This window comes from Flavobacterium maritimum (assembly GCF_040049085.1).
Lineage (GTDB): Bacteria > Bacteroidota > Bacteroidia > Flavobacteriales > Flavobacteriaceae > Flavobacterium > Flavobacterium maritimum.
The window spans coordinates 309582-334689 of the sequence record NZ_JBDLZY010000006.1; the positions used below are offsets into that span (position 1 = coordinate 309582).

General features: G+C 35.2%; 19 protein-coding genes and 2 tRNA genes. 11 read left to right on the forward strand and 10 right to left on the reverse strand.

The window, feature by feature from the left end:
* Window positions 1-99: 99 nt before the first annotated feature.
* The 4 genes from ABEB23_RS14630 to ABEB23_RS14645 all read left to right on the forward strand — a co-directional run bounded on the left by ABEB23_RS14630 (window position 100) and on the right by ABEB23_RS14645 (window position 1924).
* Entirely contained in the window at window positions 100-510 is a 411-nt protein-coding gene (locus ABEB23_RS14630; RefSeq protein ID WP_348813352.1) for an SRPBCC family protein, read from the forward strand.
* Window positions 511-521: 11 nt separating this feature from the next.
* Window positions 522-932, forward strand: a complete 411-nt coding sequence (locus ABEB23_RS14635; protein WP_348813353.1) for a VOC family protein — start codon at window positions 522-524, stop codon at window positions 930-932.
* 93 nt (window positions 933-1025) lie between these two features.
* Window positions 1026-1463, forward strand: coding sequence for an SRPBCC domain-containing protein (locus ABEB23_RS14640; protein WP_348813354.1), 438 nt, complete (start codon window positions 1026-1028; stop codon window positions 1461-1463).
* Window positions 1464-1495: 32 nt separating this feature from the next.
* Window positions 1496-1924, forward strand: a complete 429-nt coding sequence (locus tag ABEB23_RS14645) for a VOC family protein (RefSeq protein ID WP_348813355.1) — start codon at window positions 1496-1498, stop codon at window positions 1922-1924.
* A gap of 222 nt (window positions 1925-2146) precedes the next feature.
* Here the strand turns inward: ABEB23_RS14645 and ABEB23_RS14650 are convergent, their stop codons facing one another.
* The gene (locus tag ABEB23_RS14650) at window positions 2147-3673 is read right to left on the reverse strand and encodes a GH3 auxin-responsive promoter family protein (RefSeq protein WP_348813356.1); all 1527 of its coding nucleotides are present in this window, start codon (window positions 3671-3673) and stop codon (window positions 2147-2149) included.
* Between the two features lie 102 nt (window positions 3674-3775).
* Here ABEB23_RS14650 and ABEB23_RS14655 point away from each other — a divergent pair, with 102 nt between their 5' ends.
* The gene (locus ABEB23_RS14655) at window positions 3776-4570 is read left to right on the forward strand and encodes a DUF2797 domain-containing protein (RefSeq protein WP_348813357.1); all 795 of its coding nucleotides are present in this window, start codon (window positions 3776-3778) and stop codon (window positions 4568-4570) included.
* Window positions 4571-4624: 54 nt separating this feature from the next.
* Here the strand turns inward: ABEB23_RS14655 and ABEB23_RS14660 are convergent, their stop codons facing one another.
* Together ABEB23_RS14660 and sppA are read right to left on the reverse strand one after the other, a co-directional pair.
* Window positions 4625-7246: an AsmA-like C-terminal region-containing protein gene (locus ABEB23_RS14660; RefSeq protein ID WP_348813358.1), complete on the reverse strand. Its 2622-nt coding sequence runs from the start codon at window positions 7244-7246 to the stop codon at window positions 4625-4627.
* A gap of 196 nt (window positions 7247-7442) precedes the next feature.
* Window positions 7443-9203 (reverse strand): signal peptide peptidase SppA, encoded by a 1761-nt coding sequence (gene sppA, locus ABEB23_RS14665; protein WP_348813359.1) that lies wholly within the window; start codon window positions 9201-9203, stop codon window positions 7443-7445.
* A gap of 139 nt (window positions 9204-9342) precedes the next feature.
* Here sppA and folK point away from each other — a divergent pair, with 139 nt between their 5' ends.
* Window positions 9343-10479 carry a 2-amino-4-hydroxy-6-hydroxymethyldihydropteridine diphosphokinase gene (gene folK / locus ABEB23_RS14670; RefSeq protein WP_348813360.1) on the forward strand — a complete coding sequence of 379 codons (1137 nt, stop codon included), beginning with the start codon at window positions 9343-9345 and terminating at the stop codon, window positions 10477-10479.
* Between the two features lie 13 nt (window positions 10480-10492).
* Here folK and ABEB23_RS14675 read toward each other — a convergent pair whose 3' ends face one another.
* The 4 genes from ABEB23_RS14675 to ABEB23_RS14690 form a co-directional block, all read right to left on the reverse strand.
* Window positions 10493-12679, reverse strand: a complete 2187-nt coding sequence (locus ABEB23_RS14675) for an Ig-like domain-containing protein (RefSeq protein ID WP_348813361.1) — start codon at window positions 12677-12679, stop codon at window positions 10493-10495.
* A gap of 221 nt (window positions 12680-12900) precedes the next feature.
* The gene (locus tag ABEB23_RS14680) at window positions 12901-15054 is read right to left on the reverse strand and encodes an Ig-like domain-containing protein (RefSeq protein ID WP_348813362.1); all 2154 of its coding nucleotides are present in this window, start codon (window positions 15052-15054) and stop codon (window positions 12901-12903) included.
* Window positions 15055-15088: 34 nt separating this feature from the next.
* Entirely contained in the window at window positions 15089-15625 is a 537-nt protein-coding gene (locus ABEB23_RS14685) for an RNA methyltransferase (protein ID WP_348813363.1), read from the reverse strand.
* A 74-nt stretch (window positions 15626-15699) separates the two neighbouring features.
* Window positions 15700-16152, reverse strand: coding sequence for a DUF1573 domain-containing protein (locus tag ABEB23_RS14690; RefSeq protein ID WP_348813364.1), 453 nt, complete (start codon window positions 16150-16152; stop codon window positions 15700-15702).
* A gap of 161 nt (window positions 16153-16313) precedes the next feature.
* Here ABEB23_RS14690 and mutS point away from each other — a divergent pair, with 161 nt between their 5' ends.
* The 4 genes from mutS (at window position 16314) to ABEB23_RS14710 (ending at window position 19702) form a co-directional block, all read left to right on the forward strand.
* Window positions 16314-18920, forward strand: a complete 2607-nt coding sequence (gene mutS, locus ABEB23_RS14695; RefSeq protein ID WP_348813365.1) for a DNA mismatch repair protein MutS — start codon at window positions 16314-16316, stop codon at window positions 18918-18920.
* A 145-nt stretch (window positions 18921-19065) separates the two neighbouring features.
* Window positions 19066-19141: transfer RNA gene (locus ABEB23_RS14700), tRNA-Gly, on the forward strand.
* A gap of 12 nt (window positions 19142-19153) precedes the next feature.
* Window positions 19154-19239: transfer RNA gene (locus tag ABEB23_RS14705), tRNA-Leu, on the forward strand.
* A 115-nt stretch (window positions 19240-19354) separates the two neighbouring features.
* Entirely contained in the window at window positions 19355-19702 is a 348-nt protein-coding gene (locus tag ABEB23_RS14710) for a DUF1508 domain-containing protein (protein ID WP_348813366.1), read from the forward strand.
* A gap of 133 nt (window positions 19703-19835) precedes the next feature.
* On the opposite strand, the gene ABEB23_RS14715 is transcribed toward ABEB23_RS14710, so the two are convergent.
* The 3 genes from ABEB23_RS14715 to ABEB23_RS14725 form a co-directional block, all read right to left on the reverse strand.
* Window positions 19836-20042, reverse strand: a complete 207-nt coding sequence (locus ABEB23_RS14715) for a PG1828 family lipoprotein (RefSeq protein ID WP_348813367.1) — start codon at window positions 20040-20042, stop codon at window positions 19836-19838.
* Window positions 20043-20269: 227 nt separating this feature from the next.
* A complete protein-coding gene (locus ABEB23_RS14720) occupies window positions 20270-22411 on the reverse strand; it encodes a S46 family peptidase (RefSeq protein ID WP_348813368.1) in 2142 nt (713 codons plus the stop codon).
* Window positions 22412-22522: 111 nt separating this feature from the next.
* Entirely contained in the window at window positions 22523-23764 is a 1242-nt protein-coding gene (locus tag ABEB23_RS14725; protein WP_348813369.1) for a 3-deoxy-D-manno-octulosonic acid transferase, read from the reverse strand.
* Window positions 23765-23911: 147 nt separating this feature from the next.
* Here ABEB23_RS14725 and ABEB23_RS14730 point away from each other — a divergent pair, with 147 nt between their 5' ends.
* Window positions 23912-25045: a DegT/DnrJ/EryC1/StrS family aminotransferase gene (locus tag ABEB23_RS14730; protein ID WP_348813370.1), complete on the forward strand. Its 1134-nt coding sequence runs from the start codon at window positions 23912-23914 to the stop codon at window positions 25043-25045.
* Window positions 25046-25108 lie beyond the last annotated feature (63 nt).

The window sequence follows — 25108 nt, forward strand, 5'->3', positions numbered from 1 at the left end:
GAGCTAAGGTTTTTTTATACCTTAGAAAAAAATAATTGCAAACGATAAACGAATTTAAATTAGTCGTAACTTTAATATCCTAAATTTTAAAATGATACTATGATAACAGTTCAATGTGAAATAAATAAGTCGATTGAAAAAGTTTGGAAATTATGGACTTCTCCAGATCACATTATGCAATGGAATAATGCTTCTGATGATTGGTATACCCCACATGCCGAAAATGACTTAAGAGTAGGAGGGAAATTCAAGTATACCATGGCTTCAAGGGATGGCACGATGAGTTTTGATTTTGAAGGGGTGTATACCAATGTAGCAAACCATTCTTTAATAGAGTATAAACTTGCTGATAATAGAAAAGTAATTGTTACTTTTAAAAGTCAAGAGAACGGAGTTGTAGTTACAGAAAAATTTGATCCGGAAACAGAAAATTCCGAAGCTTTGCAGCAACAGGGTTGGCAGGCTATATTGGATAATTTTAAAAAATACGCTGAAAATATTTCTATTTAAACTGAAACAAAATGACAAAGCAAATATGGCTTAATCTCCCGGTAAAGGAGTTAACTAAATCAAAGGTTTTCTTTGCTAATATCGGATTTTCTTTTAACGAGCAGCACGATACGGAGCATTCCGCAGCTATGTTAGTAGGTGAAAAGAATTTTGTAGTGATGCTTTTTGAGGAATCAATGTTTGGTGGTTTTGTGCAAAATAAAATTACTGATACCAAATCAAGTTCTGAAGTTTTAATTTCAATTGATGCCGAGAGCAGGGAAGAAGTCGATGAATTAGCACAAAAAGTGATCGAAGCGGGAGGAACAGTTTTTGCCAAGCCTGCGGAGAATCAAGGATGGATGTATGGTTGCGGTTTTGCCGATTTAGATGGGCATCGATGGAATGCATTATTCATGGATTTTAGTAAATTGTCTAAATAATGAAAATATAAAATCATAATAATTCAAAAGCATAAATGCTGATGAAGAATGGAGAGACCAAAATTCCTATAAAAAAAACGGATATTATTAAATATGGAAATACTAGACTTTAAAATTGAAATTAATGCTCCAAAAGAAAAAGTATGGTCCGTTTTGTGGGATGACGAAACCTATAGAAAATGGACAACTGTTTTTTGCGAAGGGACTTATGCTGTAAGCGATTGGAAACAAGGCAGTAAAATACACTTTCTTTCGCCTAATGGGGAAGGAATGAATAGTGTTATCGATACGAAGATTGATAACGCGTATATAGCTTTTAAACATTTGAGTGAAATCAAAAATTTTGAGGTTATGCCTGTTGATGAAGCGACTAAAGAATGGACAGGGGCGATGGAAACGTATCGGCTGACCGAAGACAAAGGTGTTGCTGTTTTAGAGACTAAAATAGATGTCGTGGATAAGTATGTAGACTATTTTAAAACTACATTCCCTAAAGGTTTAGAAATGGTAAAGAAACTTTCGGAAGAATAGAATAATCAAATAATAAATTTAAAACTACAATTATGGCATCAATTAATCCTTATTTAATTTTTAATGGAAATTGCGAAGAAGCATTTCTATTTTACCAATCTGTATTTGGTGGTGAGTTTCCTTATGTGGGGAAGTTTAGTGATATGCCTGCGGGTGATACGAATCCTACGCTTTCGGAAGAAGATGCAAACAAAATTATGCACATAAGTTTGCCAATTGGTAAAGATTCGGTCTTAATGGGAAGTGACAGCAATTCGGCTAGCGGTGAAGTTGTTTTTGGCGCAAATATATCCATCTCTATCAATACTGAAAGTAAAGAAGAGGCAGACAGACTTTTTAATGGACTTTCTGCCGGTGGGAATCCATTCATGCCAATGAATAAAACGTTTTGGGGAGCTTATTTCGGAATGTTTGTAGATAAATTTGGAATCAATTGGATGGTGAATTTTGATGAAAAGTAAAAACAATAATTGCGGTCTATTCCAATAAATCGCAACCGTGTTTATCTCAGGGGAATATTTTTTTATTGGTGTTGAAATAAACGGCTGGGTTCTTTTTTATGCTCACCGATTTCGAATTTTGGAATGCTTTGCAAATTCCTCTTGCACCGCATCCCATTCTTTTTGGCCCGCAAGACCCCAGAAGAATTATTGTGATGAGGATATAAAGAGAATTTTTCATCTTTATTCGTTATATTGAAACTGCATACTTTTCAATTGCTCCAGATAATCGCGATGATTTGAAAGTCTCGGAATTTTATGTTGTCCGCCCAATTTGTCTTTGTCCTTTAGCCAGTCATAAAATAAATTTTCTCGGGCTACATTTATTACCAGTGGATTAAGAGTCATATTGTTGTAACGCTTCGCCTCGTAATCGGAATTTAGAGTTTGTAAGGTTTCATCAAGTATTTTTTGGAAAGTGCTAATATCTGCCGGTTTTTTCTTGAATTCTATTATCCATTCATGCGCACCCTTTTCTTTGCCTTTCATAAAAACGGGAGCTACCGTATAATCAACAACTTCAGTATGCGTGATTTTACAGGCCTTGGCAATAGCCTGATCTGTATTCTCAACCATTAATTCTTCTCCAAAAACATTAATATGATGTTTGGTTCTGCCTGTAACCCTAATTCGGTATGGACTCAATGAAGTAAAACGAACAGTGTCCCCAATCAGATATCGCCATAGACCAGAATTAGTCGTAATCACCAAAGCATAATTTTTGAAAAGTTCTACATCGGCCAAACGAATGGTTTTTTGATTGGGTGTTCCAAAAGTATCCATCGGGATGAATTCATAAAAAATACCGTAATCTAACATTAATAATAAATCACTGGAATTATTCAAATCCTGAATGGCGAAAAAACCTTCGGAAGCATTATATATTTCGTAATATTTGAAATCCTTTTTTGGGAGAATTTTTTGGTATTGTTCGCGGTAAGGTTCGAAATTTACGCCGCCATGAAAATAGACTTCCAAGTTGGGCCAGACTTCAAGTAGATTTCCTTTTCCGGTATCTTCCAAAACTTTGTTCATTAAAACCAATAGCCAAGATGGAACTCCTGCAAAACTGGTTACGTTTTCGTTTTTGGTTTCATTTATAATGGCAGCAATCTTGGTTTCCCATTCACTCATAAGTGAAATTTTGTTACTTGGTGTGCTGCTGAATTCTGCCCAAATAGGCATGTTTTCAATCAAAATGGCTGACAAATCACCAAAAAAAGTATTGTTGTCTTCGTATATTTGAGAACTTCCTCCGAGGCGAAGACTTTTTCCCAGAAACATTTCTGAGTCTTCATTATTGTTTAAATACATGCACAATAAATCCTTACTTCCTTTGTAATGGCAATCTTCTAATGCCTCATTACTCACTGGGATAAATTTACTTTTTGCATTGGTTGTCCCGCTTGATTTGGCAAACCATTTTATGGGAGTTTCCCAGAAAACATTCTGCTCTCCTTTTCGGGTTCGTTCAATCAAAGGTTGTAATTCTTCGTAGGAAGAAACAGGAACTCTTTCTGTGAAAGTTTGGTAGGAGTTTATCGATTCATAATCATATTGCTTGCCAATAGCGGTATTTTCTGATGCCCTGATTAAATTCATCAGCAATTCTTCCTGAACTTCATTTGGATATTTTAAAAAAAGTTCAATTTGGTGAATTCGTTGTTTCAGAACCCAAGATGCAAAAGAATTGATTATTGTTAGTGGCATTTTTAAATTAGGAGTTATGAATTATGGGTTATGAATGATAACTTTACCAAAAATAACAAATTTTGTTTAACTAGAAACGATAAACACGAAACTTTAAATATAATGACTTACGAAGGAGTACTTACAAAAATGCAAACGGAATTTGGTAATCCAATCCAATATTATCTGGTGTTTGAGAATAGTTTTTTGAATGTGAATCAATTGTTGGGTAAGGATCTGGAAATCAATTTTGTGGGTTTTCAATGTTTGAATTGCGCAAAAAAGAAAAAAATATTTCGTCAGGGATTTTGTTATGACTGTTTTTATTCAAGCCCAGCTGTAGGTGATTGGATCATGAAGCCCGAATTAAGTACTGCCCATCTAGGTATACAGGACAGGGATTTGGCTTATGAAGAAAAAGCACAGTTACAGCCTCATATTGTGTATTTGGCTTTGTCTAGTGAGATAAAAGTGGGGGTAACGAGGAAAACACAAATGCCGACCAGATGGATTGATCAGGGGGCTTCGCAGGCGATCTCTATTGTTGAAGTTCCCAATAGATATTTGGCTGGAATTACGGAGGTGGCACTAAAAAGTCATTATGCCGATAAAACTAATTGGCGAAAAATGTTGACCAACAATATTGAGCAGGTTGACCTGATAGCTGAAAGGCTCAAAGTCGAAAGTTTAATTCCAGCTGAAGTGCAGGAATATTTCTATTTACAGAAAAATGATTTGTACGAAATACAATATCCCGTTTTGGAATATCCAAAAAAAGTAAACAGTTTGAGCCTAGAAAAAACGCCTTCATTCGGTGGGAAATTAACAGGGGTTAAAGGTCAATATTTGTTGTTTGAAGACGGAACTGTTTTTAATATTCGGGGTTCCGAAGGATATGTGGTAAAAATAAATGTGTAAAAAAAAAGGCCTAAAAGTATTTCAACTTTTAGGCCTTTTTTAATGTGGAGGAATTTAAGGAGTAGTTGTTTTTGGCTCCTCAGTTTTTTTCTTCTTGAAGAAACCGTTAAGCACTTCACTCGCTTTAGTTTTTACAGCCTCAGTTGTTTGCTGTTTGGTAGTTGCTGCCGCTTTGGTAGTGTCTTTTGATTTGGTGTTTTTATTAATCAAATCAGTTAGGGCAGCTGTACCTTGTTTTGTGTATTTATCTTTTTGTTGTTTTACTAATTGATTGGTTAAATTAGTAACCGCACTTTTCATGTCTGTTGAAATTTTCGGATTCGTGAAACTTCCTGTCATTAAAGCATTTATTGGAATGTTTTCTAATTTGGCCGCATCAGCAGGGGACATTTTTGCAATAAATGCATTGGCTTCTGAACCTAAATATTTTGCAGGAACATCAAACTTCAAATTGTAATTCATGCTTTGGTCAAAACCATGCGTTCCGCCAATAGTTGCTTTTATATCTTGATATTTTATATCAAATGGTTTTACATTTACTTTTCCATCCTTGAAAGTAATCGCGGCTTTTAAATCATTTAGATTGATTTTGTTTACGTCGATGAATTTCAAATTAGAACCCAAGGCTGTTAGCAAAGTTGAGTTTTTAGAATTTATAGTCGTAGAAAGCAGTTGTCCCAACAAATCTCCTGATATTGTTTTTAAGTCGGGAGTTAGTTCTGTCGCATCAAGATTTCCGTTCAATTTAATGTTCGAATTTAATTTTCCATTAATGATTCCGGCTATCGGTGCGATTTTTTTCAACATATCCAATTGGGTGAATGATTGTGCTATATCCACTTGATTCAAATTCAAGTTCATATTGAAAACAGGTGTTTTTTCTTTTGTGGAAACGGCACCATTAACGCCAATTGTTCCTCCAAAAATGGAAGTCTTTACATTTTCTAATGTTACTTTTTCATCTTTGACAATCAGTTTTCCAGATACATCTTTCAATTTTAAATTGTCATATAAGACAGTATTGGCTTTGGCGGTTAATGTACAATTCAAGAAAGCAGGTATTTTCATCGCTTCAGCTTTTTTGGTTTCAGCTTTAGCAGGAACAGCTTCTCCTGAAGTCATAAAATCATCAACAGCCAATTGATTGGAACTCATATTGAAATTTCCTTTTAGCTCTTGGTTTTTAAACATAAAACCATAGAAATTTTCCAAAACACCGTTGATACTAATGTCACTTTTTCCAGTAGTAGCATCAAATTGTTTTAAATTTATTGTACTTGGATTAAATTGTACCAAGGCTTTGCTGATATTCATCGATTTATTGTTTTCATCAGTATATTTAAATCCTGATAAACTCATTGTACCAGCGTTTTTGATGTTTTGGTATTGACTTTTTTCTACTGAAGCCATGTCAAATTGAGTCGTTACATCTGCTTTTAAAATACCTGCTAAAGGTTTGTCTAATTTTATAGGATAGGCTTTTGAAAGGTTCCCGAGATTGATTGTTCCTTTTAACGCAGCATTTACAAAAGGATTTACAGTAATGTTTTTAATATTTGCTTTGGCATAAAAAACATCCTGATCGATTCGGAATGAAAGCTTGTCTAAATTGACATAGGTGTCATTCAAGATTCCTGTTTCGTTCACAATTTTAGTGTCAATTACAATATTCTGAACAGATTTTGGCAAGTTAGGATATTGAAAAGAAGCATTGTTTGAAGCGATTGCAATGTTGAATTTGGGAACCGTTGTATCTGTAAGCATTCCTTTGGCAAAACCCGCAACGGTAAAATCACCTGTTGTTTTTACACCGTCTAAACTCGAAGCATAAGCAGAAGGGATAAGTCCTAAAAAGTTCGTGAAAGCAGAGGTTGGAGTTTTGAATTTTAAATCATAGTTCTGACCCGCTTCGACCATTTGGATAAAGCCATCAAATTCTAATGGTAGTTGATTGATCAAAGCTTTGTTTTCTTTGAAGGTATATTTGCTTTTTTCCAAATCAATACCCAAAACAGCATCTAAAGTCAGTGAAACATTTTTCATGTAATTGACTTTATCCATGTCTAAAGAGACTTTAGCTGTTGACTGTGTTTTTAAATCCAGCTTTGAAGCCGTAAAATCACCTGTTCCTTCATGGTTTAGGCTGTCAATAACCATTTTTATTTTTGAACCTTCGTCAGTATAACGAAATGTGAAATTTTCGATTTTGTAATTTTGGATTTTTAAGGAAAGGGGTTTGCTTTTCTCGTCCTCTTTGGTATTTGTTTTGTCTTTTAAAGCAATATCAAAGTTTCCGATTCCATCTTTGTTAAAAATAATATTTATCAAACCGTTTTCAGAACTGATTCCTTCAATATTCAAAGCCTCTTCTTTTCCTTTGAAAAGTTCTTTGATACTCATTTGTAAATTTAATTCACCTAAGGAAACTAATGTGTCTCCTTCAAAAGGCGCTTTGTTGATGATGGCCAGGTTTTCTATGGAAACATTGGCATTGGGGAAATCTTTAAATAAACTTAAATCGGCATCAGCAAAACTAACTTTGGCGTCTACACTTTCATTGATTGCGTCGGCTATTTTAGCTTTGATTTGATCTTTAAAAAAATACGGAATGGCAAACAATGCCGTAACGAATAAAAGAAGTACGATTCCTGTGATTTTTAGAGCGTTCTTTAACATATATAGCTATTTGGGGGTTGAAATTTCAAAAAATAATAATATTGATTTTGTGCAAAAATAGGTTTTTATCTGAAAGCTGCTTTGTAATTTTTTCATAAAAAAATGTAAGAAAAATTATTTATTAGCTTGAAGTGGTTAAATAAAAAATCCGTTTAAGTGTTTACTGAAACGGATTTATGAGATTTAAAAAATTGTTTTATTGAATGGTAATATCAAAAGGCATCATTGCCTGAATTCCTTTTTGTGTTTGGATTTTTTTTATTTGTTCCATCATCCTATAGTTTTCTTCGCCAATTTCTTCTTTAATGAACGCTTCTTTTGATCGGGCAAAGGGAAGGCTTTCTAAAAAGTCATCAAAGTTTTTCTCGTATTCAGGATAGTCTTGAGTGCTGTAGTTTTTTGTTTTTCCTAAAACAGCAGCTTCTTTGATCGCATCATCCAAACCTCCTATTTTATCAACAAGTCCAATTTTTAAAGCATCTGCGCCGGTCCAAACTCTACCTTGTCCGATAGAATCCACTTCAGCAGCTGACATTTTTCGCCCATTGGCTACACGGGAAACAAACGTTTTGTAAACTTTTTCAACGCCTTCTTGGGTAACTGCTTTAAATTTTTCATCCAAAGGAAGAAATGGACTGTATCGAGCCGAATTTTCATGTGTTTTTACCTGTTCAACATGAATGCCTATTTTGGTCGTTAATTGACTAAGATTAGGTAGTATTCCAAATACACCTATTGATCCCGTAATAGTATTTTTTTCTGCAAAAATTTTATTGGCATTACAGGCAATGTAATATCCGCCAGAGGCAGCGTAATTTCCCATAGAAACCACAACAGGTTTTACTTTTTTGGTTAATTCTATTTCTCGCCAGATCAAATCAGAGGTTAAAGCATTTCCGCCGGGACTGTTGATGCGGAGTACAATTGCTTTTACATTTTCGTTTTTTCTTGCCTCGCGAAGGGAGCGACGCATGGAACCTTCTCCAATAACATTGACATCTCCTTCGCCACTGTGAATTTCGCCTTGAGCATAGATAATGGCAATTTCGTCGCTGGAATCTGTTATTAATGAAGTAGTAGCTACTTTTCTGGCGTAGTCGGCAATGGTTACTTTGTTGTAATCGTCCTTGCTGTCAACTTTTAATGCTTTTTTAATGGCGGCGTGATAAACATCTTCGTAAGCTATTATGTCTACTAATTTTTGCGCTTTTGCCATTTCTGGAGTTCTGGCCAAAAGACCATTTGCAATTTGATTTAATTTGGCTACAGACACATTTCTGCTTTTTGATATATCAGTAACAACAGAATTCCAAACCGAATTTAATAAAGTGGTAATTTGTTCTCTGTTGGCATCGCTCATTTTGTTGTCAAGGAAAGGTTCCACGGCACTTTTGTATTTTCCATGTCGTATCACTTCCATTTTTACACCAGACTTGTCCTGTAAATCTTTAAAAAACATAATTTCTGAAGATAATCCTTTAAAATCCATGTCTCCCACAGGATTCAAGTAAATCGGATTCGCAACAGAGTTTAAATAATATTCTTTTTGTGAATAGGAATTGGCGTAGGCCATTACAAATTTCCCGGAATTTTTAAAATCTTCCAAAGCATCACGAAGTGCTTTACTTTGAGCCATTCCTAATGAAGAACTGTTGTTTAGTATAGAAATTCCCTTGATGTTTTCATCAGTTTTTGCGGCTTCAATAGAATTAAGTACTTCTGAAAGGCCAATATGTTTTTTATCGGAAAAAATAGTTACCCAAGGATCTTTATATTTTCCGGCATAATCGTTTTTTATATCTTCTAAATTCAACTCGATTACTGAATTTTCTTTTGTCTCCAAACCTTCCGGTTCTCCTCCAAAGATGGCTCCAATAAGGATTATCCCAAAAAAGAACAACATCATAAAGACAAAAATACCAATAACGGTTGCTAAAACATTTCCTAAAAATTTCATGATTGTATTTTTTTTATAAGTAGCAAAATATGCTGATGTGTTACAGATTTATATTTTAAAAACACTAAACGTAGTTATCAACACAGGCTGCAAATATATTGCTAATTCTAAAATACTTTTAGTTAATTTGCATCTTATTATGAAATCACAACATCAGGTCGTTTTATCTATAGGCAGCAATCAAGGCAATCGTTTGGAAAATATCGAAAGATGTTTGCAATTGATTCATCTGGAAATTGGAACAGTAATTAGAGTTTCAAGATTATATGAAACACCGTCTTGGGGTTTTGATAGCGAAGCATTTTACAATTGTGCTTTAGTGTTGCACACTTTTAGTGCTCCAAATAAAATTCTGTCTCAGGTTCTAAAGATTGAAAAAAAAATGGGGCGAATTCGAACGGATGCGCAAGGATATCAGTCCAGAGTTATTGACATCGATTTGATTGTCTTTGATGATCAGGTTATAGATTCAGAAAAGCTTCAGGTTCCTCATCCTTTGATGCAAAACAGAAAATTTGTTTTACTGCCTATACAAGATTTAAATTTAAATTGGGTTCACCCTGTTTTAAATAAATCAATAGATGAGTTGCTGGAAATTACTCCTGATGCAAGTATTTGCAAAGTAGTCCGCAGTTTGAATAGCCCGATACAAAGTATTCCTTTAGAAAACTACAATTATATTGCTTTTGAAGGTAATATCGGAGCGGGGAAAACGACTTTGTCGATGAAGATTGCTGAAGATTTTAATGCCAAGACTGTTTTAGAAAGGTTTGCAGACAATCCTTTTTTGCCTAAATTTTATAAAGATCAAAACCGATATGCTTTTCCTTTAGAAATGTCTTTTCTGGCTGATCGATATAAACAATTATCAGATGATTTGGCGCAATTTGATTTATTTAAAGATTTTATTGTTGCAGACTATCATATTTTTAAATCATTGATTTTTGCAAAAATAACTTTGGCGGATGATGAGTATCGCCTTTATCGCAATTTGTTCGATATTATTTACAGAGAGATGCCCAGACCGGATTTATATATTTATCTGTATCAAAATTCAGAGCGGTTATTGCAAAATATAAAGAAAAGAGGCAGGAGCTACGAACAAGAAATTCCAGCCGATTATTTGGATAAAATTAATAATGGCTATCTTGATTATATTAAATCACAAACGGATTTGAATGTTTTGATAATCGATGTGTCCAATCGTGATTTTGTAAAAGACCACGAGGATTACCTTTATATTTTAGACGAAATTCAGAAAAAAATTAGTCAATAAAATTCAATTTAAATTATCTTTTCAAAGAAAAGTGACCTCTTTTTTCAGGACTATTGGCATCTAACTTTAAAACATACCAATAATCCGAAGACGGTAAAAGATTCTTGTTGTAGGTTCCGTCCCATGTTTGGTTTACCAGATTAAGTTTTGTAATGAACTTTCCGTATTGATCAAAAATGGTTACTTCAGCTTCCGGATAATTAATTAATCCTTCTACTTTCCAAGTGTCGTTGTAAGCATCATTGTTTGGCGTAAAAAACTTTGGGATAGATAGTACTATAAAGGTTTGTGTGTCGAAGGTGCAATAATTTATTTCTCTTACATAAGCAGTTTGGAGGCCGCCAGAAACATTGAAGAATACATTCGAAGATTGATAGTTAGTTCCGTCAATAGAATATTCAAAATAGGTTTGCGGATTGTTTAAGTGAACTGTGACGGTTGTTTCGTTAACATCTATCCTATTTATTTCGGGAACAGCGTGCTCTACTACGGTGGTTTTTTTTGTAATAGTACAGTTTTCGGGTGCTGGACTGGTTATATCTACGGTATAAGCTCCTGTGGCAGAAACGACAATTGTTTGTGTTGTTTCTCCGGTTGACCATAAATAGGACATGTTTGAAACATTTGCATCTAAAACAACTGTATTTGGGGGGCATAATGCTACTTGTTCATCTGTTACCGGAGGAAGTGGATAAATTTCGATTTTAAAAGGTGTTCTTTCAAGGGATATGCAGTCATTATTATTGGCTTCAGCATAAAAGGTTGTGTTTTCTGAAATTTGTGGAGTTATATAAAGTGATCCTGAGCTTAATAGTTGCCCGCCCGTAATTGTTGGAAACCAATTAATTATTCCTTCAGACGCATTTGCTTTTAGGAAAAAGATTCCTGAACCACAAACGGGTTGAGGAATCTCTACTGTGGTTATTGTGGGTGTATTGTTGACTTTTACTTCGACGGCTGTTCTTTTTGTTGAACAGCCAGCAATTGTGCTTTCTACATAATAGGTAATTGTGGAATTTAAAATTGGAGTTGTATAATTTGCTCCCGTTCCTAGTAGTTTTCCACCAAGTTCCGTATCATACCAATTTAATGTTCCTGCTGATGCTGTAGCTTGAAGAATACTGCTGCCTAAGTTGCATATTTCAGGCGCTATAGTGCTTGTAATTGAAAGGATAGTTAAAGAAGTACTAGTTGCTATGTGAGGAGATGTGTCTCCTGGCATACCGCCATATTCTACTATGTATCCTTTTGGATAGTTAAGATTTGCAGGGTCTTTTACTCCATAAAGATCTAAGTCATTCCAAGTTCCTTTTTGCCCATTGTTTGGATCTGTGATATAAGTATAATCTTCAACTCCAGGTTGTTTTATGAGCTCTTTTATTTTTCCATTGTCGGGTTCTTTATAGCTATTCCAGTAAGCAAAAGTTGTGGTGTAACCAGATTCAAGCCCATTCCAAAAAACGATCCCCTTTTCTGGACCTGATTGCCATTTCCATTCCCCCTCCTTTATTACGTCACTACCAGCTAACCAACCGTTTCCAGAGAGTTGTTCTCCGACGAATTTAGCCTCATCTAATGTAGTAACGGTTGCTAAGTATCCTTGCAGTCCAAAATAGGTGCTTGCCTCTGCTGCTCTTTTAGCATTTCCCCAGGAAACACCAGGATTCGAGACAAATTGATAATAATGTTTTGTTGAAGGAAGGTAATTTGCTTGTCCAAGAGTTATGGAGAAACTTCTAGTTCCTGAAGGTGTAGCTGAATTATTTTTAAATTCTATATCCTTGACAGCATTGATAAAATCAGTATAAGAAACGGGGCTTCCTGTAGGACTTGATAATGTGAGTTTTCCAGTTCCATTATTCCAGTTTGCAATCACAGATGGGTGGGAACCAGTTAAGATTAAGGTGTCCTCGCCATTTACGTATCCAGAAGCGATTTGGATAAAAATAGATTTACCACTATTGTTGCCAGGGTCATTAATTGTAAAGTCAGTTACAATTTTTATGCTAGTCTGTGGGCAATAGATTTGATTTCCAGTTGCATTAATTGTAAAGGACGCATTTTTAGCGGCTTTAAAAGTTCTATTTGTTCTTTGTTTGAATGAATTTTTGAATTCTTCTTTTGGAAGACAAACTGATTTGGTTGCAAATGACAAACTAAATTGTAATAATAAGAAAGCCAAAAATAGTTTAAATTTCATATCAAGATAATGTTTTTTATTTAGAAATATGAAATCTGTATTGGGTCTCATTTATTCTAATGTTAAATTTTTGACACCTTGATTCCGTATTATAAATATTAAACTGAATTATTCCGAATTTATTATTTTGAAAGAAAAATAGTGGTAAATTAATTTACAGAAAGGATATTTAAACAATTTAAAAGTTTATAGGAGTAGTGTTTTATAAAAGTAATTTTTATTTACCTCTTCAGTGAGAAATGACCTCTTTTTTCAGGACTATTGGCATCTATCTTTAAAACATACCAATAATCCGAAGACGGTAAAAGATTCTTGTTGTAGGTTCCGTCCCATGTTTGGTTTGCCAGATCAAGTTTTGTAATGAACTTTCCGTATTGATCAAAAATGGTTACTTCAGCTTCCGGATAATTAATTAATCCTTCTACTTTCCAAGTGTCATTGTAAGCATCGTTGTTTGGCGTAAAAAACTTAGGGACAATTAGCACAATAAAGGTTTGGGTATCGTAGCTGCATAAACTAACTTCTCTTACATAAGCAGTTTGGAGACCGCTTGGAACATTAAAGAATACATTCGAAGATTGATAGTTAAGTCCATCGACAGAATATTCAAAATATGTTTGTGGGTTGTTTAAGTAAATTACGACCGTAGTTTCGTTAACATCTACCCTGTTTATTTCAGGAACAGCATGTTCTATTACAGTGATTTTTTTTGTACTTGTGCAATTTTCGGGTGCCGGACTGGTTACATTTACGGTATAAGCTCCTGTGGCAGAAACGACAATTGTTTGTGTTGTTTCTCCGGTAGACCATAAATAAGACATGCCAGAAACTGAAGCGTCTAATGTTACTGTTCCAGCTTTGCATAAAACAACTTCCTGATCAGTTACAACAGGCGGAGTGTAAACAATTACATCTACAGGGATTCTATTTGGGGAAACGCAACCGTTATTGTTTGCCTCTGCATAATATGTGATGTTTTGACTAAGAGCTGGAGTTGTGAAACTGGTTCCTGTTCCTGCAATAGTTCCTCCGGTTAGAGAAGTATACCAGTTTATAACGCCAGCATCAGTTGTTGCTTGCAGCGTTACGGATCCAGCACCGCATCTTGATTGGGGAGTATTGGTGGACGTTACTGTGGGAATAGTGTAAATAGTTGCTGTGATGGGTGTTCTGGCTGTTGCGCAGCCAGCATCTACATAATAGATTGTAGTTGTTGCCAAGATAGGAGTGGTGAAGTCATTGCCGGTTGATAAGGGACTTCCGCCTGCTGCTACACCATACCAACTTATTGTTCCTCCTGTAGCGGTTGCTTTAAGTGTAATGGCTCCTGGTCCACAATTTGACGCTGGAGTTGTTGCTGTGATTTTAGGGATCGTAATGGTTGTACTTGCTGCGATTTGAAGAATTGGATCTCCAGGCATTCCGCCATATTCAACGACATAACCTTTGGGTTGGTAAGAACCACTAGCAGCTCCTGTATTGGTTAAATCATTCCAAGAACCTTTGATACCAACACCAGATTCTGTAATATGGGCATAATCTTCTTCTCCTAAATTGTTGGGTTCTCCATTGTTCCAAAAAGTAAAAGAAAAATTGTCTCCGGTTTCTGGGCCTGTCATCCATTTCCAGACTCCTTCGGTTTGTGAGTCGCTGCCACCAATCCATCCTGTTCCAGATGCTTGTTCGCCGATTAATTGCGCTTCGTCCAGAGCTAATACTGTAGCTAAATAGCCATTAATGCCGTAATAACTGCTTGCTTCTGCTGCAATTTTCGCATCAGTCCATGTTATGCCTATGTTGGGAATAAATTGATAATAATGTTGTGTTGAAGGCAAATAATTCGCCTGTCCAATGGTAATGGAGAAATTTCTAATTCCTGACGGTGATGTCGAAGAATTACTGAACTCGACATCTTTTATGGCTTCTACAAAGTCGGTGTAAGCCACTTTTGTTCCAAGAGTTGGACTCGATAGTTTTAGCTTTCCAGTTGTAATGTCCCAGCTTGTTGTTATTAATGGGTGTGATGCTGAATTTGTTAATGTTAATTTGTCTTGTCCGTTTACATAACCGGAAGAAATTTGAATGTAAATTGCATCAGTGCCAGGTTCGGCGGGATCATTTGTTATAGTAATTGATTCTACAATTTTTACCGAAGTGCCAGGGCAGTATATTTGGTTTCCGGTAGCTGTAATTACAGGAGGTGCTATAGCGACTGTAAATTTATTTTTAGTTTCAGAATGGGTAACTGGGGTAAAAGTTTGATGCGGAATAGTAATAGTGTCTTTTTTAATGGAATAAAATGGAATGATTGCGTAAGTCGCATTCGAAATAAATAAAAAGACTAAAGTTATTTTTAAAAAAGTATCTATTCTCATTTTATAAAAGTATTACTATTCTTGATTTGTTTTTTTATTTAGGCCAATTTAGTTTTTGAAACAAATCCCAGACTACAATGCCGGCACTTACCGAAATGTTCAAAGAATGTTTGGTTCCCAATTGAGGGATTTCGATTGAGCCATCACATATAGCAACAGCTTCTTGAGAAACACCGTGTACTTCGTTTCCAAACACCAGCGCATATTTTTTTCCTTTTTCAACTTCAAAGTTCTGTAGAAATATGGCGCTTTCCACTTGTTCAATAGCCAAGGTAATAACGTTCTCTTTTTTTAAGTTTTCTATTACTTGAAGAACATTCTCATTATGCTCCCAAGTAACTGTTTCTGTTGCGCCAAGAGCGGTTTTGTGTATTTCTTTGTTTGGAGGAGTTGCAGTGATGCCGCAGAGATATATTTTTTCAATTAAAAAGGCATCTGCTGTTCTGAATACAGATCCAATATTGTGCAGACTTCGAATGTCATCCAGTACCAAAATAAGAGGTGTTTTTTCTGATTTTTTGAACCCTTCTATAGATTTCCTGTCCAGCTCACTGTTTTCTAATTTTCTCATTCTTTTTAAATTATGCTTATAAAAAAAGCTTCCGAAATTGAAGGAAGCTTTTTTTGATATATTATTTTGGGAAACTAGCTTTTTTGAGCAGCACCATCTGCTAAAACAGTTCCTTTTATAGTAAGCGTTTTTGTTGCTTGTCCAGCTGCGTTAGAGGTTATAGTTACCGTTTTTGTAAATGGCCCAACTCTATCTGTAGCATATTTTACTCCAATAACTCCTTTTGCACCCGGCGCAATAGGTTCTTTTGGACTTGTAGGAACTGTGCAACCACATGAACCTTGAGCATTAGTAATGATTAATGGAGCGTTACCGTTGTTAGTAAAAACAAATTCACGTTTTCCATCTGAATTGTGAGCAATAGTCCCGTAATCAATAACTTCGTCAACAAAAACCATTCCGGCTCCGTTTACTTTTGCAGTAGCTGCTTTTGCAGTTGTAGTTTTTGCTTTTTTAGAAGTTTCTTGTGCGGTAGAAGATAAAACTCCTAGTACAAGTAGCATAGTTACTGTAATTATTTTTTTCATGATTGATTTAATTTTTAATTATTCACAAATCTATATAAAAAATAGAAATCTGATACTAAATTTTTCTTAAAAATATTTTAATTTTCGAAGACTTCGTTATTCGCTATAAAATATATAAATTCGCTGACACATTTTTTTTTCATTTATTAAATACAACAAATTTGGCAGCTAAAGATAAAGTAGTTAAGGAAACACCTTTAATGAAGCAATATAACGAAATTAAAAGGAAATATCCGGATGCTTGTTTGTTGTTTCGTGTAGGAGATTTTTATGAGACATTTGGAGAAGATGCGATAAGAGCTTCAAAAATATTGGGAATTGTCTTGACAAAACGCGGAGCCGGCTCTGAAACAGAGACAGCTTTGGCGGGTTTTCCACACCATTCTTTGAATACCTATTTACCAAAATTAGTTAAAGCCGGTCTTCGTGTTGCGATTTGCGATCAACTGGAAGATCCGAAAATGACCAAAACTATTGTAAAACGAGGTGTTACAGAACTTGTGACTCCAGGGGTTTCAATGAATGATGAGGTCTTGCAATCTAAAACGAATAATTTTTTAGCATCCATTTATTTTGCTAATAAATCAATAGGGATATCATTTCTGGATGTGTCAACGGGGGAATTTCTGACTGCGCAGGGGAATTCAGAATACATTGATAAATTACTTCAAAATTTTAATCCAAGTGAAGTTTTAATTCCAAAAAACAATAAGAGTGATTTCCGTGAAACTTTCGGAGACGATTATCACAGTTTTTATTTAGAAGACTGGATTTATAAAGAAGATTATGCTTTCGAAATCTTGACCAAACATTTTCAGACAGTTTCTCTAAAAGGATTTGGAATCGAAGAATTGAAAGAAGGAATTATTGCTTCAGGCGCTATTTTATATTATTTATCCGAAACGCAACATAATAGAGTGCAGCATATTACTGCTATTCAGCGTATTGCTGAAGATGCTTATGTGTGGATGGATCGCTTTACGATTCGAAATCTAGAATTGTACCATAGTTATAATCCTAATGCCGTTACGCTGCTGGATGTGATAGACAGGACGCTTTCGCCAATGGGTGGTCGTTTGCTAAAACGATGGTTGGCCTTGCCTTTGAAGGATAGTAATAAAATACAAAGCCGTCATCAGGTGGTTTCGTATTTGAAAGAAAATCAAGAAGTCTTAAAAAGTATCCAGTATCAAATTAAGCAAATTTCTGATTTAGAACGATTGATTTCCAAAATCGCGGCTGGAAAAGTATCTCCTCGTGAAGTTGTTTACCTTAAGGAATCTTTGGATGCAATTATTCCTATCAAGACTTTGGCTTTAGAGAGTCCGCAAGAAGCTGTAAAAGTAATCGGTGATAGTTTGCATAGTTGCGATTTGTTGCGGGATAAAATTAAAACTACTTTAAATCAAGATGCTCCAGTAGCTATTGCCAAAGGAAATGCGATTGCAAAAGGCATTAGTGAGGAGTTGGATGATTTGAGGGCGATATCGACTTCCGGAAAAGAATATTTGGAAGGAATTGAAAAAAGAGAATCAGAAAGAACTGGAATTTCATCTTTGAAAATATCATTTAATAATGTTTTTGGGTATTATATCGAAGTTCGAAATACACATAAAGATAAAGTTCCGCAGGAATGGATTCGAAAACAGACCTTGGTGAATGCAGAGCGATATATTACCGAGGAATTGAAGGAATATGAGACAAAAATCCTTGGCGCTGAAGAGAAAATCCATAAAATAGAACTGGATTTGTTTGAACAATTGGTCAGTTGGATTGCGACATATATCAAGCCAGTGCAGATGAATGCTAATTTGGTAGCGCAATTGGATTGTTTGTGTTCTTTTACGCAATTGGCTATTGAGAATAATTACATCTGTCCGGAAATTGACGATACCTTCGAATTGGAAATTAAAAACGGAAGGCATCCGGTTATTGAAAAACAATTGCCGGTTGGAACACCCTATATTGCCAATGATGTTTTTCTGGATAGAGAAACACAGCAGTTGATTATGATTACAGGGCCTAATATGTCTGGTAAGTCGGCTATTTTGCGTCAAACTGCCTTAATTGTGCTCTTGGCTCAAATGGGAAGTTTTGTTCCTGCAGACAGTGTTAGAATGGGAATAGTGGATAAAATATTCACCAGAGTTGGGGCTTCTGACAATATTTCGATGGGGGAATCAACATTTATGGTTGAAATGAACGAAACAGCCTCTATTTTGAATAATATTTCAGACAGAAGTTTAGTTTTGTTAGATGAAATAGGAAGGGGAACCAGCACCTATGACGGGATTTCGATTGCTTGGGCAATTGCAGAATTTTTACACGAACACCCCTCTAGGCCTAAAACACTATTCGCGACCCATTATCATGAGTTAAATGAAATGAGTGAATCGCTTTCCAGAATCCAGAATTATAATGTTGCTGTAAAGGAATTGAAAGAGACAGTGCTTTTTATTAGGAAATTAGTAAAAGGAGGTAGTGCACATAGTTTTGGGATACATGTTGCAAAGATGGCGGGAATGCCGCAGATAGTAATTTTAAAAGCACAAAAGCTGCTGAAGAAGCTGGAGAAAGATCATTCCAGCGATGCGTTAAACGGAATTAAAACGGCAAAGGATGAAATGCAAATGAGTTTCTTTAATTTAGATGATCCTTTATTGGAAGAGATCAAAGAAGAGATCTTAAATTTAGATATCAATACAATAACACCAATGGAAGCATTGATGAAGCTGAATGAAATCAAAAGAATGCTGACTAAAAAATAATTTTAATTTTAAAGTTTACGTTATCAGAAGATTAGAAATTATCTGTAAAATTTTTATAAAAAAGGCTTGTGTAATTGAATTAATGTACTAAATTTGCATCCGCAATACAGAACAAGTATCGCGGTTCTTTTTAAGAATTGAAAATGCGAAAATAGCTCAGTTGGTAGAGCGCGACCTTGCCAAGGTCGAGGTCGCGGGTTCGAGCCCCGTTTTTCGCTCCAACGCCATATAATGCTCGGATGGTGAAATTGGTAGACACGCTGGACTTAAAATCCAGTGAACAGCAATGTTCGTGCGGGTTCAAGTCCCGCTCTGAGTACTAAAACCTCTTCAATTGAAGAGGTTTTTTTTGTTTTAGAGTGTTTGGTTTTGGTGTGAATGCATATTCTGATGCTTTCGGTAATAATTATTCAATTTGTATTATAGACTAGATTATGGGAGCTTTTGTGATTAGTAAGCGATTCAATGATGAATATAAGTTTGTGTTCACTTCCAGAAAGGGGAAGACTATATTTACGAGTTTGAGTTATGAACTTAAATTTGAGTGTGAAGAGGATATTGAAAAATTCAAGCAGAATATTGAGTCTGCTGATTTTTTAAAGTTTAAATCTACTAATGGGAAGTTTTTTTTTAAACTGCTTTTAGGGGGAGATCATTTTGCGACCAGTAGAAAGTATACTACACAGTTGCGACTTCAGAAAGGGATTGATGAGATTGTTAAGTCTGCTTCTAAATCAGAGATCTTGGATTTTTCTGAGAATGATTTTATTTTTCCAGATTAAAGGATTTAGGGTAGGTTGGTGTAGTGGTAATTTGTTTGGCGGAGAAGATGTCTTTTTTTTGCTAAAATTAAAGCGCAAAAAAAAGCCGTAACACTAAGTGTAACGGCTTAAATTTTTTCTGTGTAATTTAGAATTACTTAGCAGCAGGAGCTTCAGCAGCAGGAGCAGCAGCAGCAGAGTCAACAGCAACAGCAGCAGTGTCAGCTACAACAGCAGCAGAATCAACAACTACAGCAGTAGTGTCAGCAGCTACAGCCTCTTCAGCAGGAGCGTCAGCTTTTTTACATGATACAACAGTTAATACAGCAACAGCAGCTAAACTTAAAAATACTTTTTTCATCTTACTTTATTATAAAAGGTTAATTATTAATTCGTGGCAAAGATATAAATTTTTTAATATGTAAAATATTTTTTTATTTTTTTTTTCAAAAATAATATTTTCACCGACGCCAAAACAATTCACAATTATCGTGCCAGTTAATTAGTGTAATTGATAAATATTTGACATTACTATTGTTTCTTTGTTTTTTGGTTGTTTTTGTTATTAAGGTTTTCTTTTCCAGTAAATTACTTTTTTTTAGGATGAACCAGTTTTAACTCATTTATCAGGTTTTTTGCTCCGGCATATTTATCTATAATGAAAAGAATGTATCGTGCATCGACCATAATGTTTCTACAAATGCTAGGATCGTAATAGATATCACTCATGGTTCCTTCCCAAACCCGGTCAAAATTAAGGCCTATTAAATTCCCTTTGGAGTCAATTGCCGGACTTCCCGAATTTCCTCCTGTTGTGTGATTCGTGCCAATAAAGCAAACGGGCATTTTGCCTTTTTCACCATATATACCATAATCTTTGGTTTTATATAGATCTATTAATTTTGCAGGGATATCAAATTCATAGTCTCCAGGGATGTATTTTTCCATCACACCGTCTAAATAGGTTATAGGCGAGTAAATTATACCGTCTTTAGGCTCGTATCCTTTTACTTTTCCGTAAGTAATCCTCAATGTGCTATTAGCATCCGGAAAAATTCGGCTTCCTTTATTTAATTCCAATTGTGCTTTCATATACGTACGTTGCAATGCTGTAATCTTTAAATTGATTTCGTCGTATTTTGGGGCAACTTCTTTCAGGTATTTGTCGGCTAATTCTTTTACAAATAGAAATCCATTGTCATTGTTCAAATTTGTGAGTACCGTCTGCGTGTCGCCGGTTAACAATTCTTTTAGGCCTGCGTAATTTAGTAGTTTAGATTTCGAATAAATTGCTGTGGCCAAATTTTTAGTGTCCACATTTGTCAAGCTTTGTGGTAAAAACTGTTTTGGTGATTTAGTGGCGTACAATTCGATCAATTGCTCAAAAACCTTTTCATCGACAGTAGCATTAAAATCTTTGTAGAAATCATTTAATCCGGTTATCAGATTGTTTTTTCGATCTGTAAAGGATTGCTCTCCTTTGGTTTTGTAAACTTGTTCCAGTTGGTACAATTTGTAGCCAACGCTTAATAATTCCGTGTTGACCTGTACAACTTCTGTGAAATAATCTCTGGCAGAGGCGTATGGAGCTATTTCTGCGTAGTTTTTTTCGAAATCAGCTAAAAGTGTTCCGTATTCATTTTCTTTGCCGGCTTTTACTATTTTTTGCTGAAAAGCTTTTTCAGATTCTCTCTTAATGGCAACGGCATTTGATTTTTTTAATCCTTGGGTTTCACCAATCCATTTTTTCCAATAATTGGCAATTCTGGCGTATTTCGCGGCATACTGAATTTTGATTGCATTGTCTTTTCTCATGAAACTATCAGCAACTTTCAATGCTTTGTCTCTTATTTCGATTTTTGCCGGATTTAGCTCCTTTGCAATTTGTTCAATCGCAACAGCTGGTAAATATTCATTCGTTTTTCCTGGATAACCAAAAACTAAAGTAAAATCATCTTGGGCTACGCCATCAAGTGAAATTGGTAAGAAGTGTTTTGGTGTATAAGGAACATTGTCTTTTGAATAAGCTGCCGGACGATTGTTTTTGTCAGCATAAATTCTGAATAATGAAAAATCACCGGTATGACGAGGCCAAACCCAGTTATCTGTATCGGAACCAAATTTCCCTACAGACGAAGGTGGAGCACCAACTAAACGGACATCTGTAAAGGTTTCTGTTACAAAAAGCATGTATTGATTGCCCTCGTAAAACGTTCGGATTTTGTTTTCCTGCCAGTTTTCCTTAGGTAAAGAATTGGTTAAGGAAGTGATGTTTTCCTGAATTTTCTTTTGTTTTTCTAATTCGGAAGTAAGTGAAGTAACTCCTTCTAAAACAGCAGTGGTCACATCTTCAATCTTGACAATGAAAGTGACTTTTAAATTCTCGTTAGGCAATTCGTCTTCCATTTTGTAAGCCCAGAAACCATCGGTCAGATAATCATGATCTACTGTAGAGTGCGATTGAATCTGTGAAAATCCACAGTGATGATTGGTTAAAATCAGTCCTTTTGGGGAAATTACTTCGGAGGTGCAACCACCATTAAAGTGCGGGACGGCATCTTTTAAACTCGATTGATTGACATCGTAAATGTCTTTTACCGACATTTTCATGCCTAAATCTTTCATTTCTTTTTCATTCATTCCGTTTAATAACGAAGGGATCCACATGCCGCCTTGCTGGGCCTGTGTTTGAATAACAAATAATAATAGGATTAATTTAAAAAATTTCATGATATTGAATTTAGGTTGTAATTTTTATCTGCTTTGTTGGGAAATGTAAAATACGGGATAAGATGCCATTTTTTACAGTTCGAATCTCAAACCGATCAGGGCTTGGCGATTTTAAATTGAATTATTCAAAATGTATTTAAGGATAATGGCAGTGGCTCCTTTGTTCATTTGGACGAAAGTTTCACACAAAAGTCCTTTTTCTTGTCGGAGGCTGTCGTCCAGGATTAGATTTCTGAATACTTTATTTAAATCTATGGCATTGGTAATAGAGATACAAGCTTCCATGTTTACGAGAGCTGTTGCTTCCGCAAAATGAGAATAGTTTGGTCCAATCACAATTGGAACGCCAAAAGTTGCCGGTTCCAGTAAATTATGGACACCGGGATTTCCAAAACCACCACCTACATAAGCAATATCGGCATAACTGTAGATTTTGGTTAAGATTCCTATTGTGTCAATAATGAAAACCTCGTAGTCGGCAAGATTCTTATTTTCTTTTTCCGTAAACAGTACTGTTTTTTTGGTGATGCTGTTTTGTAATTGTTGGATTTGTTCGGCTTTTATATTATGGGGCGCAATTATAAATTTTACATTCAATGTATTCGAATTAATAAAATCAACTAATAAATTCTCGTCTTTCGGCCAAGAACTTCCCACAACAATGGTTAATGTATTGTCTTTAAATTGAGAAATAAAATTTAAGGAATTATCTTTTTCTAAGATTGCGGCAACCCGATCAAATCGAGTGTCTCCCGAGACAGCTACATTTGTTTTGCCTAATCCCAGTAATAATTTTTTTGAATTTTCATTTTGTACAAAGAAATAATCAAAGGTGTTCAGTGCTTCTCTGTAAAAACCACCGTACCATTTGAAAAAAAGCTGATTTTCTCTAAGGATTCCCGAAATCAGATAGGTTTTTGTTTGTAGTTTCTTGAGTTCAGCTAAATAATTTGGCCAATATTCATATTTGATAAAAAACACCAAATCCGGATGAACGAGTTTTAAAAATTTTTGTGCGTTTTTTTTGGTGTCCAATGGCAGGTAGATTGTTACATCGGCAACGGTATTGTTTTTTCGTACTTCGTAACCGGAAGGGGAGAAGAAAGTGATTACAATTTTGTGCAAAGGAAACGCTTCTTTGATTTTTTCAATCACGGGTAGGCCTTGTTCGTATTCGCCTAAGGAAGCTGCGTGAAACCAGATTGTTTTGTCGGTTGGTTTTATTTTTTGTTCTAAAACTGGAAAAACAATCTTTCTGCCCTCTATGAATAATTTCATTTTTGGACTGAAAAGAGCTATGAGTTTTAGTAAAAAACCAGCAATTTGAACGATTAGATTATAAAGAAAAAGCATACTTGAAATTTTGTGGCTAAAATACGTTTTCTTTATATTAATTTGATTGGTTTAAACTCTTTAAATAACTATTTTTGTTCTGCATTTTTAGAAAGCATACGGGCATTTCCAAAACCTTAAACTTTCGAACTTTAAAGAAAAATTTCAATGAGAAAAATTCAAATGGTTGACTTAAAAAGTCAGTATGATAAAATAAAAGAAACCGTAAACACTTCCATTCAGGAAGTTTTGGACACCAATGCCTACATTAATGGACCTCAAGTTCATAAATTCCAAAAATCTTTAGAAGAATATCTGGGTGTAAAGCATGTAATTCCGTGTGCTAATGGAACTGATGCTTTGCAAATTGCCATGATGGGCTTAGGTTTGAAACCTGGCGATGAGGTAATCACTGCCGATTTTACTTTTGCTGCAACTGTTGAGGTTATTGCTTTATTGCAGTTGACACCAGTTTTAGTAGATGTTGATATGGTAAATATGAATATTTCTATCGAAGGAATCAAAAAAGCAATTACACCAAAAACCAAGGCTATTGTGCCGGTACATTTGTTTGGCCGTGCAGCTAATATGGAGGCTATTATGGCAATTGCCAAAGAACATAATTTATATGTTATTGAGGATAATGCGCAAGCGATTGGAGCCAATTATAAGTTTGCGGACGGAACTAAAAAGAAAGTTGGAGCTATCGGAAATGTAGGAGCTACTTCATTTTTTCCTTCCAAGAATTTAGGATGTTACGGTGATGGCGGGGCTATTTTTACTAATGATGATGCCTTAGCCCATACCTTGCGCGGAATCGTAAATCACGGAATGTACGAACGATATCACCATGATGTTGTAGGGGTGAATTCCCGTTTAGACAGTATTCAGGCGGCGGTTTTAAATGCTAAATTACCTTTGTTGGATGAATATAATAAAGCAAGACAGGATGCAGCCAGAAAATATACTGCTGCTTTCGAAGGACACAAAAATATTATAGCTCCGAGTATTTGTGATATTTGTGATTGTCATGTTTTTCACCAATATACTTTGAGAATTATTAATGGGGATAGAGATGGTTTAATGCAACATTTGTTAGACAAAGGCATTCCATGTGCTATTTATTACCCAATTCCGTTGCACTCGCAAAAAGCGTATATGGATACCCGTTACAAAGAAGAAGATTTTCCGGTTACGAACCAATTGGTAAAAGAAGTAATTTCGTTACCAATGCATACCGAATTAGATGACGAGCAAATAAAATTCATCACTGATAGTGTGTTAGAATTTTTAAATAAATAGTCTATTTCGATTGTTATTTAGTTAATCATCAACCCGATTAACGGACTTGGCAAATAAACAAAT

Excerpts from the sequence above, each read along its gene's own strand:
- ABEB23_RS14630 (WP_348813352.1), top strand. The coding sequence starts at position 100 with ATGATAACAGTTCAATGTGAAATAAATAAGTCGATTGAAAAAGTTTGG.
- ABEB23_RS14635 (WP_348813353.1), top strand. The coding sequence starts at position 522 with ATGACAAAGCAAATATGGCTTAATCTCCCGGTAAAGGAGTTAACTAAA.
- ABEB23_RS14640 (WP_348813354.1), top strand. The coding sequence starts at position 1,026 with ATGGAAATACTAGACTTTAAAATTGAAATTAATGCTCCAAAAGAAAAA.
- ABEB23_RS14645 (WP_348813355.1), top strand. The coding sequence starts at position 1,496 with ATGGCATCAATTAATCCTTATTTAATTTTTAATGGAAATTGCGAAGAA.
- ABEB23_RS14650 (WP_348813356.1), bottom strand. The coding sequence starts at position 3,673 with ATGCCACTAACAATAATCAATTCTTTTGCATCTTGGGTTCTGAAACAA.
- ABEB23_RS14655 (WP_348813357.1), top strand. The coding sequence starts at position 3,776 with ATGACTTACGAAGGAGTACTTACAAAAATGCAAACGGAATTTGGTAAT.
- ABEB23_RS14660 (WP_348813358.1), bottom strand. The coding sequence starts at position 7,246 with ATGTTAAAGAACGCTCTAAAAATCACAGGAATCGTACTTCTTTTATTC.
- sppA (WP_348813359.1), bottom strand. The coding sequence starts at position 9,203 with ATGAAATTTTTAGGAAATGTTTTAGCAACCGTTATTGGTATTTTTGTC.
- folK (WP_348813360.1), top strand. The coding sequence starts at position 9,343 with ATGAAATCACAACATCAGGTCGTTTTATCTATAGGCAGCAATCAAGGC.
- ABEB23_RS14675 (WP_348813361.1), bottom strand. The coding sequence starts at position 12,679 with ATGAAATTTAAACTATTTTTGGCTTTCTTATTATTACAATTTAGTTTG.
- ABEB23_RS14680 (WP_348813362.1), bottom strand. The coding sequence starts at position 15,054 with ATGAGAATAGATACTTTTTTAAAAATAACTTTAGTCTTTTTATTTATT.
- ABEB23_RS14685 (WP_348813363.1), bottom strand. The coding sequence starts at position 15,625 with ATGAGAAAATTAGAAAACAGTGAGCTGGACAGGAAATCTATAGAAGGG.
- ABEB23_RS14690 (WP_348813364.1), bottom strand. The coding sequence starts at position 16,152 with ATGAAAAAAATAATTACAGTAACTATGCTACTTGTACTAGGAGTTTTA.
- ABEB23_RS14710 (WP_348813366.1), top strand. The coding sequence starts at position 19,355 with ATGGGAGCTTTTGTGATTAGTAAGCGATTCAATGATGAATATAAGTTT.
- ABEB23_RS14715 (WP_348813367.1), bottom strand. The coding sequence starts at position 20,042 with ATGAAAAAAGTATTTTTAAGTTTAGCTGCTGTTGCTGTATTAACTGTT.
- ABEB23_RS14720 (WP_348813368.1), bottom strand. The coding sequence starts at position 22,411 with ATGAAATTTTTTAAATTAATCCTATTATTATTTGTTATTCAAACACAG.
- ABEB23_RS14725 (WP_348813369.1), bottom strand. The coding sequence starts at position 23,764 with ATGCTTTTTCTTTATAATCTAATCGTTCAAATTGCTGGTTTTTTACTA.
- ABEB23_RS14730 (WP_348813370.1), top strand. The coding sequence starts at position 23,912 with ATGAGAAAAATTCAAATGGTTGACTTAAAAAGTCAGTATGATAAAATA.